Raw genomic sequence first — 15,451 nt, forward strand, 5'->3', positions numbered from 1 at the left:
ATTTGAAAGTCTATTCTTTTTCTTGGTATTTTGGCAAGAAAGTTTCCATCAAGAAGGAAGTATCGTAGTCACCAGCGATAACTCGGTGGTCTGAAATCAGATCCAACTGGAAGTCTGCATTGGTTTGCACTCCTTCAATATCAAGTTCATAAAGTGCCCGTTGCATCTTCATTAAGGCATCAAAACGATTCTCCCCATGAACAATGATTTTAGCAATCATACTATCATAGTAAGGAGGAATGGTATAACCTGGATAGACTGCAGAGTCTACACGCAATCCAACTCCTCCACTTGGAAGGTAGAGGTTGGTAATTTTACCTGGGCTTGGAGCAAAGTTAAATGCTGGATTTTCCGCATTGATCCGGCATTCGATAGCGTGACCTCGTAGGACAATATCTTCTTGTTTGAAAGGTAAAGGTTGCCCGGCAGCAATGCGAATCTGCTCCTTCACGATATCAACACCTGAAACAAACTCTGTGACTGGGTGTTCAACTTGCACACGAGTATTCATTTCCATGAAGTAGAAATTGCCACTGGCTTCATCGAGAAGAAATTCAATAGTCCCTGCATTTTCATAGCCTACAGACTCTGCTGCACGAACGGCTGCAGCACCAATTTCATGACGAAGGGTTTTGCCAATCGCAATGGATGGGCTTTCTTCTAAGACCTTTTGGTTATTCCGTTGGAGTGAACAATCCCGTTCACCAAGATGGACAACATGACCCTCTTGATCTGCAAGAATCTGAACTTCGATATGACGAGCTGGATAAATCACACGCTCAAGATACATAGCGCCATTTCCAAAATTGGCCTTAGCTTCACTGGATGCTGTCTCAAAGGCTGCGACCAAGTCTTCTGCCTTTTCAACCTTACGAATCCCTTTTCCACCACCACCTGCCGATGCCTTAAGCATGACTGGATAGCCAATTTTTTCTGCAACTGCAAGCGCCTCTTCAGCCGTGTGAACTTCACCATCAGATCCTGGGATAACTGGAACCCCAGCCTTGATCATTTGCTCACGCGCATTGATCTTATCTCCCATGGTATCCATCACAGCACCAGAAGGGCCGATGAACTTAATCCCTACTTCATCACACATCGTGGCAAATTTGGAGTTTTCGCTAAGAAATCCAAAACCTGGATGGATGGCTTCTGCTTCTGTCAAGACCGCAGCAGACAAAATTGCATTGATATTGAGATAAGATTCTGTCGCCTTACCAGGTCCGATACAGATAGCTTCATCCGCTAGGAGTGTGTGAAGGGCTTCCTTATCAGCAGTTGAATAAACTGCCACGGTCGCAATGCCCAATTCACGCGCAGCTCGAATAATGCGAACCGCAATCTCACCACGGTTGGCAATCAAAATTTTACGAAACATGGAGATCCTCCTTAGTTTCCAATTGCAAAGGTAAGAGTACCACTCGCTGCAAGCTTACCATCTACTTCAGCCTTTGCTTCAACCACAGCAATCGTACCACGACGTTTAACAAAAGTAGCCGTCATGACTAATTGGTCACCTGGTACAACTTGCTTCTTGAACTTAACCTTATCCATGCCAGCATAGAAGACTAGTTTCCCTTTATTTTCAGGTTTGGACAATTCCAAGACACCAGCAGTCTGAGCCAAGGCCTCCATGATAAGAACACCTGGCATGACTGGGTATTGAGGAAAATGACCATTGAAGAAAGGTTCGTTGATGGTCACATTTTTAATGGCAACAATGGTATCTTCGCTCACTTCCAAGACACGATCCACTAGGAGCATGGGGTAGCGATGGGGTAGAGCTTCTTTGATTCCTTGAATATCGATCATTTGATACGTACCAATCCTTTACCGAACTCAACCATTTCTTCATTTGAAACGAGAATTTCTGTCACCACACCATCTTTAGGTGCAGGGATTTCATTCATGACTTTCATGGCTTCGATGATCACCAAAGTCTGACCTTTTTTAACACTATCTCCGACTGTGACAAAGGCAGGTTTATCTGGTCCAGCAGCCAAGTAAGCCACCCCTACAAGTGGACTTTCAACGACATCACCCTCTGGAGCAACCGTCGTTTCAGCTGGTGCTGGAGCTTCTTCCACTGCACTCTCTACTGGAGTTGAAGGGGCCGAAACTACTGGACTTGCAGCTACTGCAGCTGGCGCTGGAACAACTTGAGCTGGTGCTTCAGAAGCCATCCTTGCTTCATTCTTACTGAACTGCAATTCGTCCGTTCCGTTTTTATAAGAAAATTCTCTCAAACTTGATTGGTCAAATTGAGCCATCAAGTCCTTGATCTCATTTAAATTCATAATTATTTATTCTCCCAACGTTTGAAAGCAAGAACCGCATTGTGTCCACCAAAACCAAAAGTGTTTGAAATAGCATAAGGGATTTCCTGCTCCAAGCCTTGTCCATAAACGACATTCGCCTCGATATAGTCTGATAACTCGCTTGTCCCAGCTGTCATTGGTACATAGTTATGACGCATGGCTTCGATGGTAGCGATGGCTTCCACTGCCCCTGCAGCACCAAGCAAGTGTCCTGTAAAGGACTTGGTTGAAGATACAGGTACTTCTTTACCAAGGACAGCTACGATTGCGCCACTTTCTCCTTTTTCATTAGCAGGAGTTGAAGTTCCGTGGGCGTTGACGTAAGCCACTTGCTCTGGAGAAATTTCTGCTTCTTCCAAAGCCAACTTCATAGCCTTAATCGCACCTTGACCTTCTGGATGAGGTGAAGTCATATGGTAAGCATCACAGGTATTACCGTAGCCAACTACTTCAGCCAATATAGTTCCACCACGTTTTTCAGCATGTTCAAGGCTTTCAAGAACCAACATCCCTGAACCTTCTCCCATGACAAAACCATTACGGTCTTTGTCAAATGGAATAGAAGCACGAGTTGGATCCTCTGTAGTTGATAGGGCGGTCAAAGCTTGGAAACCAGCGATAGCAAAAGGAGTGATAGATGATTCTGATCCACCAACTAACATGACATCTTGGAAACCAAACTTGATAGAACGGAAGGCATCCCCAATGGCATCGTTTGATGAGGCACAGGCTGTATTGATTGATTTACAGATACCGTTTGCTCCGAAACGCATAGCAACATTTCCTGAAGCCATATTTGGCAAGGCTTTTGGAAGTGTCATTGGTTTAACGCGTTTTGGACCTTTTTCATGAAGACGGATAACCTGATCTTCGATTTCTTTAATTCCCCCAATACCAGAAGCAACGATGACACCAAAGCGATCTTTATCGATTGCTTCTACATCAAGATTTGCATTTGTCACCGCTTCTTGAGCCGCATACAAGGCATACAAAGAATAGTTGTCAAAACGGTTGGTATCTTTTTTGACAAAGTATTTATCAAATGGGAAATCTTGGACTTCTGCTGCATTGTGCACAGCAAATTCGCTGTGGTCAAATTTAGTGATTTCTCCAATTCCAATTTTTCCAGTTTGCAAACTATTCCAAAATTCTTCTGGAGTATTTCCAATCGGAGAGGTCAATCCGTAACCTGTTACTACAACTCGATTTAGTTTCATCTGTCTTACCTATATCTTTCCTTATTTTTTACATGCTAAGTCCGCCATCAACAGCGAGAACTTGTCCAGTTAAATAATCCTGTCCAGCCAGGAACACTGTAGCATCTGCGATATGTTCTGCTTGACCAAACTGTTTCATTGGGATTTGGGCCAATGTCGCTTCCTTGACCTTATCAGACAAAACAGCTGTCATATCTGACTCGATCATTCCTGGTGCAAGAGCATTTACGCGCACATTACGATTGGCAACTTCACGTGCTACTGACTTGGTAAACCCAATCAAACCTGCTTTAGAAGCTGCATAGTTGGCTTGTCCGATATTTCCCATCAAACCGACCACACTGGACATGTTGATGATCGCACCTTCACGTGCCTTGATCATCTGTTTCAAGACTACTTGCGTCATGTTAAAGGCACCTGTCAAGTTGATCTTAATCACTTTTTCAAAGTCTTCCTCGGTCATCTTAAGCATGAGAGTATCCTGAGTAATCCCAGCATTGTTGACCAAGACATCAACAGAACCGAGTTCTGTAACCGCTTGATCTACCATACGCTTGGCATCTGCAAAGTCTGAAACATCACCTGAAATCGATACTACTTTGACGCCGTAGTTTGAAAACTCAGCCAGCAATTCTTCTGAGATTGCTCCTCGACTATTCAAAACTACATTAGCGCCTAGTTGGGCAAATTTGTGAGCAATGGCAAGTCCGATACCACGACTTGAACCTGTTACAAAGACATTTTTGTTTGTAAGTTGCATTCTATTTCTCCTGTTTCCTGTTGTATTTTGTGGGAGAATGGATCATTAGTTTCCTAACAAAGCATCCAAGCTTGTTTGGTCTTCAACGTTAGCTAGCTGAGCTGTTTTATCGATTTTTTTGACAAAGCCTGATAGGACCTTCCCCGGACCAATTTCAATAAAGTTGGTTACCCCAGCATCCTGCATCACAGCAATACTTTCATAAAAACGAACAGGTTCTTTGACCTGACGCGTCAAAAGCTCTTGGATTCGATCTTTTTCCATAACAGCAGCTTCCGTATTGCCGACTAGTGGGCAAGTAAAATCAGAGAAACTCACTCCTTCAAGAGCTCCAGCTAGTTGCTGACTGGCTGGCTTAAGAAGAGCTGTATGGAAAGGACCAGATACATTTAAAGGAATCAATCGTTTTGCTCCTGCTTCCTGCAAGAGTTCAACTGCGCGGTCAACCGCAGCCACCTCACCACCGATAACGATTTGGCTTGGGGTGTTGTAGTTAGCTGGAGTCACTACTCCAACTTTAGAGGCTGTTTCACAAGCTTCCTCAATCACTTCAACTGGAGTATTAAGAACGGCTACCATCTTTCCAGATCCTGCAGGTGCAGCCTCTTCCATATAAGCACCACGCTTAGCAACCAAGGCAACTGCCTCTTCGAAGTCCAAGGCACTACTTGCTACAAGAGCAGAATATTCCCCAAGAGACAATCCTGCTACCATATCCGGCTGATAACCCTTTTCTTTCAATAGTCGGTAAATAGAAACCGAAGTCGCTAAAATAGCTGGTTGCGTATAGCGAGTCTGGTTTAACTTGGTTTCTTCCTTATCAATCAAGTCACGAAGGTCATACCCCAAAACCTGACTGGCTTGGTCAATGGTGTCCTTGACGATGGGATAGTGATCATAGAGATCACGCCCCATCCCTAGATACTGAGCACCTTGACCCGCAAATAGAAAGGCTGTTTTAGTCATTTCTTACAACTCCTGCCCAACGAGAGGCTTCTTCTTGAATTTTCTTGGCTGCGCCATAGTATAGATCTTTTAGGATTTCTTCGACAGTTTCCTCTTTAGAAACCAAACCAGCGATCTGACCTGCCATGACAGATCCACCTTCTACATCTCCATGAACAACGGCTTTAGCAAGAGCACCAGCTCCCATTTGTTCAAAGATTTCTAAATCTGGATTTTCTTGTTTAAAGGCATCCTTTTCAGCCTGCTCAAAGTCACGTGTCAACTGGTTTTTAATGGCACGAACAGCATGACCAAAGTGTTGAGCTGAAATAGTCGTATCGATATCATGCGCTTTTAAGATTTTTTCCTTGTATTTTGGATGGGCATTAGATTCCTTAGCTACTACGAAACGCGTACCGACTTGAACGGCCTCAGCACCAAGCATAAAGCCTGCAGCGACACCCTCACCGTCCGCAATTCCTCCAGCTGCGATAACTGGAATCGAAACAGCTGCAGCAACTTGGCGTACCAAGGTCATAGTTGTTAATTTACCAATATGTCCACCAGCTTCCATTCCTTCAGCAATGACAGCATCTGCTCCGATTTTTTCCATCCGTTTAGCCAAAGCCACACTTGGTACAACAGGAATCACTGTAATACCTGCTTCATGGAAACGAGCCATGTACTTGCTTGGATTGCCCGCACCAGTTGTAACCACCTTGACCCCTTCTTCAATCACGAGATCAACGATGTCTTCTACAAAAGGGGACAAGAGCATGATGTTGACACCAAAAGGTTTGTCCGTAAGTGATTTGATTTTATCGATATTAGCCTTTACGACCTCTTTAGGTGCATTCCCACCACCGATGATCCCTAGACCACCAGCTTTTGATACTGCACCAGCCAAGTCACCATCCGCAACCCAGGCCATTCCTCCTTGAAAAATAGGATAATCAATGTTCAATAATTCTGTAATACGTGTTTTCATAGTGCCTCCATCATTCCTTGCTTACGTAATAGTTCGATGAGTTTATCATTTGAGTCTCAAACTATTACCTAAACAAGAGGGAGCGGGTTTCCCCTACTCCTTCTAGTAATATGTTAATTATTTTGTTTGCTCTTCAACGTAGGCAACCAAGTCACCAACTGTTTTCAAGTTATCTTCTGCTTCGATTTGGATATCGAAAGCATCTTCGATTTCAGAGATTACTTGGAACAAGTCCAATGAATCTGCATCCAAATCATCAAAAGTAGATTCAAGTGTTACTTCTGATGCGTCTTTCCCAAGTTCTTCAACGATAATTTCTTGTACTTTTTCAAATACTGCCATGATAGGACTCCTTTAAAATATAAAAAATTTATAACTATGTGTTTACCACATGATTACCTAGATTGTAAGAATGAGTGTGCCCCATGTCAAGCCTCCACCGAAGCCTGATAGGAGAATCGTCTGGCTACCATCTAAACGAATCTTGCCATTCTCCACACACTCTGAGAGCAAAATCGGGATACTTGCTGCACTGGTATTTCCATACTCCATCATATTGGCAGGAAGTTTGTCTCGGTCTACACCAATCTTCTTAGCCATCTTATCCAAAATGCGGATATTTGCCTGATGAAGCAAGAGATAATCCAATTCCGATGCTGCGATTGGACTATTTTCAATAGTCTCTTTGATTGATCTAGCAACATCTCGATTTGCAAAATCAAAAACTGCTCGTCCATCCATCTTCAAAAAAGCAGGAACTGCCTCTTGATCTGAGAAGGGCGAAGTCAGAGCCGTTTGGGCACAGGTCAAACACTCGCTCCGAGAGCCATCCGTATAGAGACTTTCCACAAGGAAGTGACGTGTTTCGCTCGCTTCCAAGAGAACCCCGCCTGCACCATCTCCAAAGAGAACAGCTGTCGAACGATCAGACCAATCAACCGCCTTAGATAAGGTCTCAGCTCCGATAACAATCCCTTTCTTGAACTGTCCAGAGCTTAAAAACTTTTCAGCAGTTGAGAGAGCAAATACAAAGCCACTGCAAGCTGCTGTCAAATCAAAGGCAAAAGCTCTATGCGCTCCGATATTTGCCTGAACCCGAGCTGCCGTAGAAGGCATCATCGAGTCTGGGGTAATCGTCGCTACAATGATAAAATCAATCTGATCCGCTTTTATGCTCGCCTTAGCCAGCAAACTCTTGGCAACTTCTGTCGCCAAATCACTCGTTGACTCTGTTTTTGAGATATGTCTCTGTTTAATTCCTGTCCGACTTGAAATCCACTCATCGCTTGTATCCATGATTTGAGCCAAGTCTTGATTAGTGACCACTTGCTCTGGAACATAATGAGCAACCTGGCTTATTTTTGCAAAAGCCATTATTTCAAATCCTCCAAAAATTGATAAAGGTTAGTCAAACCCCTCCCCATCACTTCTATCTCTTCAGAGCTCATACCATCGATAATTTTTTCGACCATAGCCTTGTGGAAACGTTTATGAAGGCGGTGAACCAAACGACCTTTCTTTGTCAAATGCAAGTAGACCACACGACGATCCTGATCAGAACGAATGCGTTCAACATAACCTTTTCTTTCAAGATTATTCAAGCTGGTCGTAACAGTTCCAAGAGTGACCATCAGTTCTTTAGAAACCTTACTTGGTGTCGCCTCTGGGAACTTGCCAATCACATCAATCGTGTGCATTTCTTTGATGGAGATGTCTTTGAAACGACTACCTCGTAAGCTAACCTCCTCAATCACAAGGACATTATTAAAAATAGATGTTAAATACTCATTCACTTGTTGGTAGTCCAAAGCATTCCCTCCTTCTCAAAAAACTTCTGTATTCAAAACATTTGACACAAAAAGTATATCAAACTTCAAAGAATTGCGCAAGTATTTTTTTATTTTCCTGAAAATTTTGGTCGTCTTCTTTCAGAATGTGCTCGAACCCCTTCTTTAAAATCTTCAGTTAAAGATAACGATTCTTGCAGTTTCAATTCCAATTCAGCATAATTCTGCCAATCCTTAAATTGGCTTTCCCAAACCAACTTTTTAATGGCTGCGTATGAGTTTGCTGAGCCTCGTCTTAATTTCTTCAGAACTTGTTCTCTAGTTTTTTCTAATTTATCAGCTTCGCAGACACGGTATACCACGCCCCATTCCAGTGCTTTTTCCGCAGTCAAAGCTTCTCCTGTCATGGCAAGTTGCACAGCTCGTGTTACCCCGATACTACGACTCAAGAGATGAATCCCACCAGCGTCCGGCGCTAATCCCACTCCAACAAAGGCTTGGATGAATTTTGCCTTATCAGTCGCCAAACAAAAATCGACTGCCACTGCCATATTGGCTGCAGCACCAGCAACTGCTCCATCTACCTCCATCAAAACAGGTTTAGGGATCTGCTTAATTTTATAGGAGATTGTATTGACTAATTCTGCAATCTTATTCAAAGAAGGAATGTCATCCTCATCCACTGCACGCTTCATCTCAACCAAATCTCCCCCAACTGAAAAGACCTTCCCATTAGCGTTAATCAAGATAAACTGAACAGCTTGATCCTGTTCTGCTAAGGTTAAAGCTTCTAAAATCTCCTCACACATTGGGATATGGAAACCATTTGCCACTTCGGGACGATTCAAAGTAATGATAGCAAGATCATCTAGGATCTGATATAGGATATGATTCATAGCTTCTCCTTTTATAAGGTGATAAAATTATTTCATTTTCAAAGTATACCTTTTTTTAGATAAAGAGGCAAGAGAAAACCAATCGAAAGTGTCTCGGCTGATCAAAACGCTCACTTTATCCTAAAGACCTTAGTATTTTCTTCATTGAAAAATGCCCCTCTTTCTGCTATAATCGTATAAAATACTTACTTGAGGAGTCCTTATGAAGGTTGTTAAATTTGGCGGAAGCTCGCTTGCCTCTGCTAGTCAGTTAGAAAAAGTTTTAAACATCGTTAAAAGTGATAAAGAACGCCGTTTTGTAGTCGTTTCTGCACCCGGCAAACGCAATGCTGATGATACCAAGGTTACAGATGCCTTGATCAAATACTATCGTGATTATGTAGCAGGAAATGATATCAGCAAGAGTCAAAACTGGATCATCGATCGCTATGCGGCTATGGTGAGCGAACTAGGCTTAAAACCATCAGTTCTAGAAAAAATTTCTAAAAGCATCCGTGCCTTAGCGACTCTTCCTATTGAGGAAAATGACTTTCTCTATGACACCTTCCTAGCAGCTGGAGAAAACAACAATGCCAAACTTATCGCAGCTTACTTTAACCAAAACGGCATCGATGCGCGCTATGTTCACCCTAGAGAAGCGGGAATTATCGTAACAAGCGAACCTGGAAATGCTCGCATCATTCCATCTAGCTATGACAAGATTGAAGGCTTGGCTGACAGCAACGAAGTCCTTGTTATTCCTGGTTTCTTTGGGGTCACTAAGGAAAATCAAATCTGTACCTTCTCCCGTGGTGGATCCGACATAACTGGTTCCATCATCGCTGCCGGTGTCAAAGCCGACCTCTACGAAAACTTTACAGATGTCGATGGTATCTTTGCTGCCCATCCAGGTATCATTCACCAGCCTCATTCTATCCCTGAATTGACCTACCGTGAAATGCGGGAATTGGCTTATGCAGGTTTCTCAGTTCTTCATGACGAAGCCCTGCTCCCTGCCTACCGAGGAAAAATCCCTCTCGTTATCAAAAACACCAATAACCCTGACCATCCGGGTACTCGTATCGTTCTAAAGCATAGCAGTGATAAATTCCCAGTCGTTGGAATCGCTGGTGATTCTGGATTCGTCAGCATCAACATGTCAAAATACCTTATGAACCGCGAGGTTGGATTCGGTCGTAAGATTCTTCAGATCCTTGAAGATCTTAACATTGGTTGGGAACATATGCCTACAGGTATTGACGATCTTTCAATCATCCTTCGTTCCCGTGAATTGACTCCTATCAAGGAGGAAGAAATTCTGCGTCAGTTAGTTCAAAAAGCCGAAGTGGACCATGCTGAAATCGAACACGACCTTTCAATCATTATGATTGTCGGAGAAAAGATGAAGAGTCATATCGGGGTAACTGCTACTGCAACACGTGCTTTGTCTGAGAATAAAATCAACATCCAGATGATGTCCCAAGGTTCAAGTGAAGTTTCCATCATGTTTGTTGTCAATAAAGATCAAGAAAAAGCAGCTATCAAGGCTCTCTACCATGCCTTTTTCGATGAAAGTAAGGAAGACTAATCATGGCCCAATCTCTCAATAAAGTCATTGACCTGCAAACTACTGGGACATCTTACCTCTCTATCTCTGGAAAAGTTGGAAAATTTCTAGTCGGGGATCAGGCCTTGGAGTTTTATCCCGATGTCAATGTTGAACAATATATCCAAATCCCCTGGTCTAGCATCAATCAAATCGGAGCCAACGTAAATGGCCGTAAAATCAGCCGTCACTTTGAAGTCTTCACCGATCAAGGTAAATTCCTCTTTGCCTCAAAAGACTCTGGGGCTATCCTCAAAATCGCTCGGGAAAAATTAGGAAACGACAAGGTCGTGAAACTTCCGACTCTGCTCCAGACCATTGGACAAAAATTTAAAAATCTATTTGCAAAAAAGTAGAAACTTTAGTATAATCATAGCAACGGATAAGTAAGTTATCCTCTTCTTTCAGAAAGTCTGCGGATGCTGCGAGCAGATAGAGGAGATAAGTGAAATTCTACCGTTATCAACAATCAAATACAGAATCAAGTGCACACCTGTGAAGTTGGATGGAACCGTGGCCCTGCCACTCCAACGCTTTGTTAGGTGTGCTTTTTTCATAAAGGAGTTCTTATGTTAGATATCAAACGTATTCGTACAGACTTTGATGCTGTCGCTGAAAAATTGGCTACACGTGGTGTAGATGCTACTATCCTTAACGAAATGAAAGAAATCGACGCTAAACGTCGTGATATCTTGGTCAAGGTCGAAAACCTCAAGGCAGAACGTAACACAGTTTCTGCAGAGATTGCTCAAGCCAAGCGCAATAAGGAAAATGCTGATGACAAGATTGCTGCTATGCAAGCTCTCTCTGCTGAAGTAAAATCTCTCGATGCTGAATTGGCAGAAATCGATGCTAAATTGACAGAATTTACCACTACTCTTCCAAACATCCCAGCTGACAGCGTTCCTGTTGGAGCTGATGAGGATGACAACGTTGAAGTCCGTCGTTGGGGTACTCCACGCGAGTTTGACTTCGAACCAAAAGCTCACTGGGATCTGGGTGAAGACCTTGGTATCCTTGACTGGGAACGTGGTGGAAAAGTGACGGGGGCTCGTTTCCTCTTCTATAAAGGACTTGGGGCTCGTTTGGAACGTGCTATCTACAACTTCATGTTGGATGAGCATGGTAAAGAGGGCTATACGGAAGTTATCACACCTTACATGGTTAACCATGACTCAATGTTTGGTACTGGTCAATATCCAAAATTCAAGGAAGACACTTTTGAATTGAAAGACACTAATTATGTCCTCATTCCTACTGCTGAAGTGCCTCTGACCAACTACTACCGTGATGAAATCCTTGACGGTAAAGACCTACCAATCTACTTTACTGCCATGAGCCCATCATTCCGTTCTGAAGCAGGTTCAGCTGGCCGTGATACACGTGGCTTGATTCGTCTGCACCAATTCCACAAGGTTGAAATGGTTAAATTTGCCAAACCAGAAGAATCTTATGAAGAATTAGAAAAAATGACAGCCAACGCTGAAAATATTCTCCAAAAACTCAACCTTCCATACCGTGTGGTCGCGCTCTCTACTGGAGATATGGGCTTCTCAGCTGCTAAGACTTACGACTTGGAAGTTTGGATTCCAGCCCAAAATACCTATCGTGAAATCTCAAGCTGTTCAAATACAGAAGATTTCCAAGCCCGTCGTGCCCAAATCCGTTACCGCGATGAAGCAGATGGCAAGGTGAAACTTCTTCACACCTTGAATGGTTCTGGACTTGCAGTTGGACGTACAGTGGCTGCTATTCTTGAAAACTACCAAAATGAAGATGGTTCTGTAACCATTCCAGAAGCACTTCGTCCATATATGGGTGGAGCTGAACTTATCAAACCATAAAAATAAGGTTTAGCTATTTCTAGCTAGACCTTTTTCGTAACCAAATTAGATAACCACTCAAGACAAAGAGTAAAATAGTGAGGCATATAACAGTTTCAGCAAACACCAGATAATCCAGAAAAGGAAGTTTCAAAATTCCCTGAGCCATTTTAAGCGATGTAGCTGTGATGATGGTTGGGAAGGTTAAGGCTGAGAATGCTGGTTGAAAACCTTGTTTTAAAATATTGGGCAAGCGAGTCAAAACGAAGATGAAAAACGACTGAGAGACAAGCAGCAGCAGTAACAAGGCCCAGGTCGAAAGAGTAACTCCACCGATACGCACCAGAGCTGCTAAGAGCAAAGAAAAAGGAGCGCAGTAGATTCCTTCTTGCCCTAGTAGGGCTGGAGTCAATGGTTTTTTCTTTAGGTCACTGTAAATCAACGGATAGAGAAAACAAGTAGCGAGAAAGCCGAAAGTCACCGTTAGGTAGGCAATCTGAATCAGGCCAACGACTGGATAGGTCAAGGCTGCTACTGCTATCCCCACATAGAGTACCGTCCAGCTTGGTGTTGCACTAGCTCTTTCTTCCACTCCAACAAAGCGACGAGAAAAATAAGCGATCAAAGCAAAATCCAAAATAAAAGAAAACCACCACAAAGGCTGGGATAGGATAGGCATAGACGGAACTAGTCGCAAGACATAGGTCGATAAAATCATCCCCGCCATAGGAAAGGTAGCTATACCAGATAAAAGAGGGGGCTTAGTCAATTCTTTCTTGGTTTCTTCCCAATTAAAAAGATGAAGAATCAGAAAGAAAATCCATAAGACCAATCCAGTCAAACTAAATAGGTGCGAAAGAACAGGCCAAGTATCCGCAATCAAGTTTCCTGCACCTGCCAAACCTAACAAACAACCAGAAAATACCAAGGGGAGTTTTTTCATGGCAACCTCCGTTAATCATATTATTATCAGTATAGCATAAAAGCCTTTAAAATAGCATAGAAAAATGAAGACTGGATAAATCAGCCTTCATTTTATTTATGATTCGAACTAGGCATAAGGTTGCAATTCTGGATTAATGGGCGTATTGGCTAGGTTGTTGGCATAGTTGCAAAGGCTGGCTAGGCTGACACCGAGAACTACGTCCAAGGCATTTTGTTGCGTATAGCCGACTTCTAAGAATTCAGCCAAAGCTTCATCTCCTACACGACCCTTGGTATTGATGACCGCCAAGGTAAACTTAGCTAGAGTATCTAGTTTTGGATCTGTCTCGATTGGAGTGCGGTTGCGGAGGGCTTGAAGAAGATCATCATTCATCTGGATTTGTTTGATTGAAAAGGCTGTGTGACCTGCGACGCAGAAAGCACAACCATTGGTTACGGCAGCTGTGATTTGCACTACTTCGCGTTCCACTGGTGTTAAGCTATTGCGGCGGTTAATAGCTCCGACAGTTCGGTAAGCTTCAAGGGCGGTTGGAGCATTGGCCAAGAGACCGATTAGGTTGGGAATATAGCCATTGTTGTCTTTTTGTACTGTTTCAAGAACTTCTTTCACTTCTGCTGGTGCTGATTCTACTGTGTGGATGGTAAATGTTGTCATAAGAAACCTCTTTTCATTTTATTGTCATTTAGTCTATCATAGAATTTCCCCCTTGGATAATATATATTTTCAATCGCCTTGATAAGAAATATCTATGAAATGAAAAAATCACACGAAAAGTGTGATTGGGTTAGTTTTTAAAATACTTTTTGGTTTCTGCAATAACGACTGGCGACAAGACCAAAAGGGCAATTAAGTTTGGTAAAGCCATTAAAGCATTGACGATATCTGCGATAATCCAGACCATATCCAGCTCGATAAATCCTCCCAACAAGACCATGAGTAAAAAGACCACACGGTAGAGCCAGATAAAGCGGACACCAAAGAGAAACTCAAAACAGCGCTCTCCGTAGTAGTTCCATCCGAGAATCGTCGTAAAGGCAAAGAGCACAAGGAAAATAGTCAAAAGAGCAGGTCCAAAGTGTGAAAAAACTGTTGAAAATGCTGACTGGGTCAAGGCAACACCATTCAAATCACCGCTCCAAACACCAGTTACTAAGATTGTTAGACCTGTCAGAGTACAGATAATCAAAGTATCAATAAAGGTTCCTGTCATGGAAATCAAGCCTTGCTCGACAGGCTCATTAGTCTTAGCTGCAGCCGCTGCAATGGGAGCTGAGCCAAGACCAGATTCGTTAGAAAAGACTCCACGCGCCACACCATTCTGGATAGCCATCCGAATGCTTGCACCTGCAAAACCACCTACCGCAGCAGCTGGACTAAAGGCTGAAGTAAAGATGAGAGCAAGTGTGGCTGGGATTTTCTCGATATTAAAGAGTATAACTGTAAGAGTTCCTAAAATATAGATAATAGCCATAAAAGGAACAACTGCTGTCGAAACTTTTGAAATGGATTTGAGGCCACCAAAGACGGCAATCCCTACAAAAATGGATAAAATCAGAGCCGTGATAGCTGGATCAACTTGGGCTGTATTTTGAATGGATTCTGTAATCGAATTGACTTGGGTAAAGGTACCAATCCCCAGAAGGGCAACCAATACACCAGCTAGGGCAAAGAAGATTGCAAGGGGACGCCACTTTTCTCCCATTCCCAAAAGAATGTAGTGCATGGGTCCTCCAGCTACAGCCCCATTTGCATCCTTAGTGCGGTACTTGATAGCCAGCAATCCTTCTGCATACTTGGTTGCCATCCCAAAGAAGGCTGCCATCCACATCCAAAAGAGAGCACCTGGCCCACCAACCTTAATAGCTGTCGCAACTCCGATAATATTTCCCGTTCCAACAGTAGCTGCAAGGGCTGTACATAGAGCAGCAAAACTTGACACATCGCCATGTCCCTTGTCCTTGGTAAAGATCAACTGAAAGGCCTTGGGGAGACGCAAAACCTGCAAGAGTCCTAAACGGGCAGTTAGGTAAATCCCTGTTCCAACCAATAAAATCAAGAGGGGAGGACCCCAAGCAAAAGCATCAATTGATTTAAGCAATTCTAACATTTCCTTCTCCTATCTTTTCAACCCCAAAAGAAAGAGCACATGCAAGATACATGTACTCTGGAATGCTTAGATAAATGCT

At 43.1% G+C, this 15,451-nt stretch carries 17 protein-coding genes; 3 read left to right on the plus strand and 14 right to left on the minus strand.

All coding sequences use genetic code 11. The features are described from left to right. Positions 1-10: 10 nt before the first annotated feature. The 11 genes from accC to D8854_RS07540 all read right to left on the minus strand — a co-directional run bounded on the left by accC (position 11) and on the right by D8854_RS07540 (position 8,911). Positions 11-1,378 (minus strand): acetyl-CoA carboxylase biotin carboxylase subunit, encoded by a 1,368-nt coding sequence (accC, locus tag D8854_RS07490; protein WP_049519395.1) that lies wholly within the window; start codon positions 1,376-1,378, stop codon positions 11-13. A gap of 11 nt (positions 1,379-1,389) precedes the next feature. Beyond that, a complete protein-coding gene (gene fabZ, locus D8854_RS07495) occupies positions 1,390-1,812 on the minus strand; it encodes a 3-hydroxyacyl-ACP dehydratase FabZ (protein ID WP_000565515.1) in 423 nt (140 codons plus the stop codon). Continuing rightward, complete coding sequence (gene accB, locus D8854_RS07500; protein WP_049504816.1) at positions 1,809-2,297, minus strand: acetyl-CoA carboxylase biotin carboxyl carrier protein; 489 nt, start codon at positions 2,295-2,297, stop codon at positions 1,809-1,811. The genes fabZ and accB overlap by 4 nt, the downstream gene beginning before the upstream one ends. A gap of 2 nt (positions 2,298-2,299) precedes the next feature. Then, positions 2,300-3,535 carry a beta-ketoacyl-ACP synthase II gene (gene fabF / locus D8854_RS07505; protein WP_125450382.1) on the minus strand — a complete coding sequence of 412 codons (1,236 nt, stop codon included), beginning with the start codon at positions 3,533-3,535 and terminating at the stop codon, positions 2,300-2,302. 28 nt (positions 3,536-3,563) lie between these two features. Beyond that, on the minus strand, positions 3,564-4,295 hold the full coding sequence (fabG, locus tag D8854_RS07510; protein WP_125450384.1) for a 3-oxoacyl-[acyl-carrier-protein] reductase: 732 nt from the start codon (positions 4,293-4,295) through the stop codon (positions 3,564-3,566). Positions 4,296-4,340: 45 nt separating this feature from the next. Further along, positions 4,341-5,261, minus strand: coding sequence for an ACP S-malonyltransferase (gene fabD, locus D8854_RS07515; protein WP_125450386.1), 921 nt, complete (start codon positions 5,259-5,261; stop codon positions 4,341-4,343). Then, positions 5,254-6,228, minus strand: a complete 975-nt coding sequence (gene fabK / locus D8854_RS07520; RefSeq protein WP_125450388.1) for an enoyl-[acyl-carrier-protein] reductase FabK — start codon at positions 6,226-6,228, stop codon at positions 5,254-5,256. Before fabK ends, fabD begins: the two co-directional genes overlap by 8 nt. 117 nt (positions 6,229-6,345) lie before the next feature. Next, on the minus strand, positions 6,346-6,570 hold the full coding sequence (locus tag D8854_RS07525; protein WP_000257840.1) for an acyl carrier protein: 225 nt from the start codon (positions 6,568-6,570) through the stop codon (positions 6,346-6,348). 57 nt (positions 6,571-6,627) lie between these two features. Continuing rightward, complete coding sequence (locus D8854_RS07530; protein WP_093586702.1) at positions 6,628-7,602, minus strand: beta-ketoacyl-ACP synthase III; 975 nt, start codon at positions 7,600-7,602, stop codon at positions 6,628-6,630. Then, on the minus strand, positions 7,602-8,036 hold the full coding sequence (locus D8854_RS07535) for a MarR family winged helix-turn-helix transcriptional regulator (RefSeq protein WP_000386342.1): 435 nt from the start codon (positions 8,034-8,036) through the stop codon (positions 7,602-7,604). The genes D8854_RS07530 and D8854_RS07535 overlap by 1 nt, the downstream gene beginning before the upstream one ends. 89 nt (positions 8,037-8,125) lie before the next feature. Beyond that, positions 8,126-8,911, minus strand: coding sequence for an enoyl-CoA hydratase (locus D8854_RS07540; protein WP_125450389.1), 786 nt, complete (start codon positions 8,909-8,911; stop codon positions 8,126-8,128). A gap of 202 nt (positions 8,912-9,113) precedes the next feature. On the opposite strand from D8854_RS07540, the gene D8854_RS07545 reads away from it, so the two are divergent. The 3 genes from D8854_RS07545 to serS all read left to right on the plus strand — a co-directional run bounded on the left by D8854_RS07545 (position 9,114) and on the right by serS (position 12,340). Continuing rightward, positions 9,114-10,478, plus strand: a complete 1,365-nt coding sequence (locus tag D8854_RS07545; RefSeq protein ID WP_125450391.1) for an aspartate kinase — start codon at positions 9,114-9,116, stop codon at positions 10,476-10,478. Between the two features lie 2 nt (positions 10,479-10,480). Then, positions 10,481-10,852 (plus strand): DUF956 family protein, encoded by a 372-nt coding sequence (locus tag D8854_RS07550; protein ID WP_125450392.1) that lies wholly within the window; start codon positions 10,481-10,483, stop codon positions 10,850-10,852. A 213-nt stretch (positions 10,853-11,065) separates the two neighbouring features. Further along, a complete protein-coding gene (serS, locus tag D8854_RS07555; protein WP_125450394.1) occupies positions 11,066-12,340 on the plus strand; it encodes a serine--tRNA ligase in 1,275 nt (424 codons plus the stop codon). A 19-nt stretch (positions 12,341-12,359) separates the two neighbouring features. On the opposite strand, the gene D8854_RS07560 is transcribed toward serS, so the two are convergent. From D8854_RS07560 to D8854_RS07570, 3 genes are all read right to left on the minus strand, one after another. After that, a complete protein-coding gene (locus D8854_RS07560) occupies positions 12,360-13,262 on the minus strand; it encodes a TDT family transporter (RefSeq protein ID WP_125450395.1) in 903 nt (300 codons plus the stop codon). Between the two features lie 108 nt (positions 13,263-13,370). Further along, positions 13,371-13,919: a carboxymuconolactone decarboxylase family protein gene (locus D8854_RS07565; RefSeq protein ID WP_125415717.1), complete on the minus strand. Its 549-nt coding sequence runs from the start codon at positions 13,917-13,919 to the stop codon at positions 13,371-13,373. A 130-nt stretch (positions 13,920-14,049) separates the two neighbouring features. Continuing rightward, on the minus strand, positions 14,050-15,372 hold the full coding sequence (locus D8854_RS07570; protein WP_125450397.1) for an alanine/glycine:cation symporter family protein: 1,323 nt from the start codon (positions 15,370-15,372) through the stop codon (positions 14,050-14,052). Positions 15,373-15,451: the final 79 nt, after the last annotated feature.

The sequence above is a fragment of the Streptococcus mitis genome (assembly GCF_003943905.1).
In the GTDB taxonomy this organism is placed as follows: Bacteria; Bacillota; Bacilli; order Lactobacillales; family Streptococcaceae; genus Streptococcus; species Streptococcus mitis_BC.

Excerpts from the sequence above, each read along its gene's own strand:
- accC (WP_049519395.1), bottom strand. The coding sequence starts at position 1,378 with ATGTTTCGTAAAATTTTGATTGCCAACCGTGGTGAGATTGCGGTTCGC.
- fabZ (WP_000565515.1), bottom strand. The coding sequence starts at position 1,812 with ATGATCGATATTCAAGGAATCAAAGAAGCTCTACCCCATCGCTACCCC.
- accB (WP_049504816.1), bottom strand. The coding sequence starts at position 2,297 with ATGAATTTAAATGAGATCAAGGACTTGATGGCTCAATTTGACCAATCA.
- fabF (WP_125450382.1), bottom strand. The coding sequence starts at position 3,535 with ATGAAACTAAATCGAGTTGTAGTAACAGGTTACGGATTGACCTCTCCG.
- fabG (WP_125450384.1), bottom strand. The coding sequence starts at position 4,295 with ATGCAACTTACAAACAAAAATGTCTTTGTAACAGGTTCAAGTCGTGGT.
- fabD (WP_125450386.1), bottom strand. The coding sequence starts at position 5,261 with ATGACTAAAACAGCCTTTCTATTTGCGGGTCAAGGTGCTCAGTATCTA.
- fabK (WP_125450388.1), bottom strand. The coding sequence starts at position 6,228 with ATGAAAACACGTATTACAGAATTATTGAACATTGATTATCCTATTTTT.
- D8854_RS07525 (WP_000257840.1), bottom strand. The coding sequence starts at position 6,570 with ATGGCAGTATTTGAAAAAGTACAAGAAATTATCGTTGAAGAACTTGGG.
- D8854_RS07530 (WP_093586702.1), bottom strand. The coding sequence starts at position 7,602 with ATGGCTTTTGCAAAAATAAGCCAGGTTGCTCATTATGTTCCAGAGCAA.
- D8854_RS07540 (WP_125450389.1), bottom strand. The coding sequence starts at position 8,911 with ATGAATCATATCCTATATCAGATCCTAGATGATCTTGCTATCATTACT.
- D8854_RS07545 (WP_125450391.1), top strand. The coding sequence starts at position 9,114 with ATGAAGGTTGTTAAATTTGGCGGAAGCTCGCTTGCCTCTGCTAGTCAG.
- D8854_RS07550 (WP_125450392.1), top strand. The coding sequence starts at position 10,481 with ATGGCCCAATCTCTCAATAAAGTCATTGACCTGCAAACTACTGGGACA.
- serS (WP_125450394.1), top strand. The coding sequence starts at position 11,066 with ATGTTAGATATCAAACGTATTCGTACAGACTTTGATGCTGTCGCTGAA.
- D8854_RS07560 (WP_125450395.1), bottom strand. The coding sequence starts at position 13,262 with ATGAAAAAACTCCCCTTGGTATTTTCTGGTTGTTTGTTAGGTTTGGCA.
- D8854_RS07565 (WP_125415717.1), bottom strand. The coding sequence starts at position 13,919 with ATGACAACATTTACCATCCACACAGTAGAATCAGCACCAGCAGAAGTG.
- D8854_RS07570 (WP_125450397.1), bottom strand. The coding sequence starts at position 15,372 with ATGTTAGAATTGCTTAAATCAATTGATGCTTTTGCTTGGGGTCCTCCC.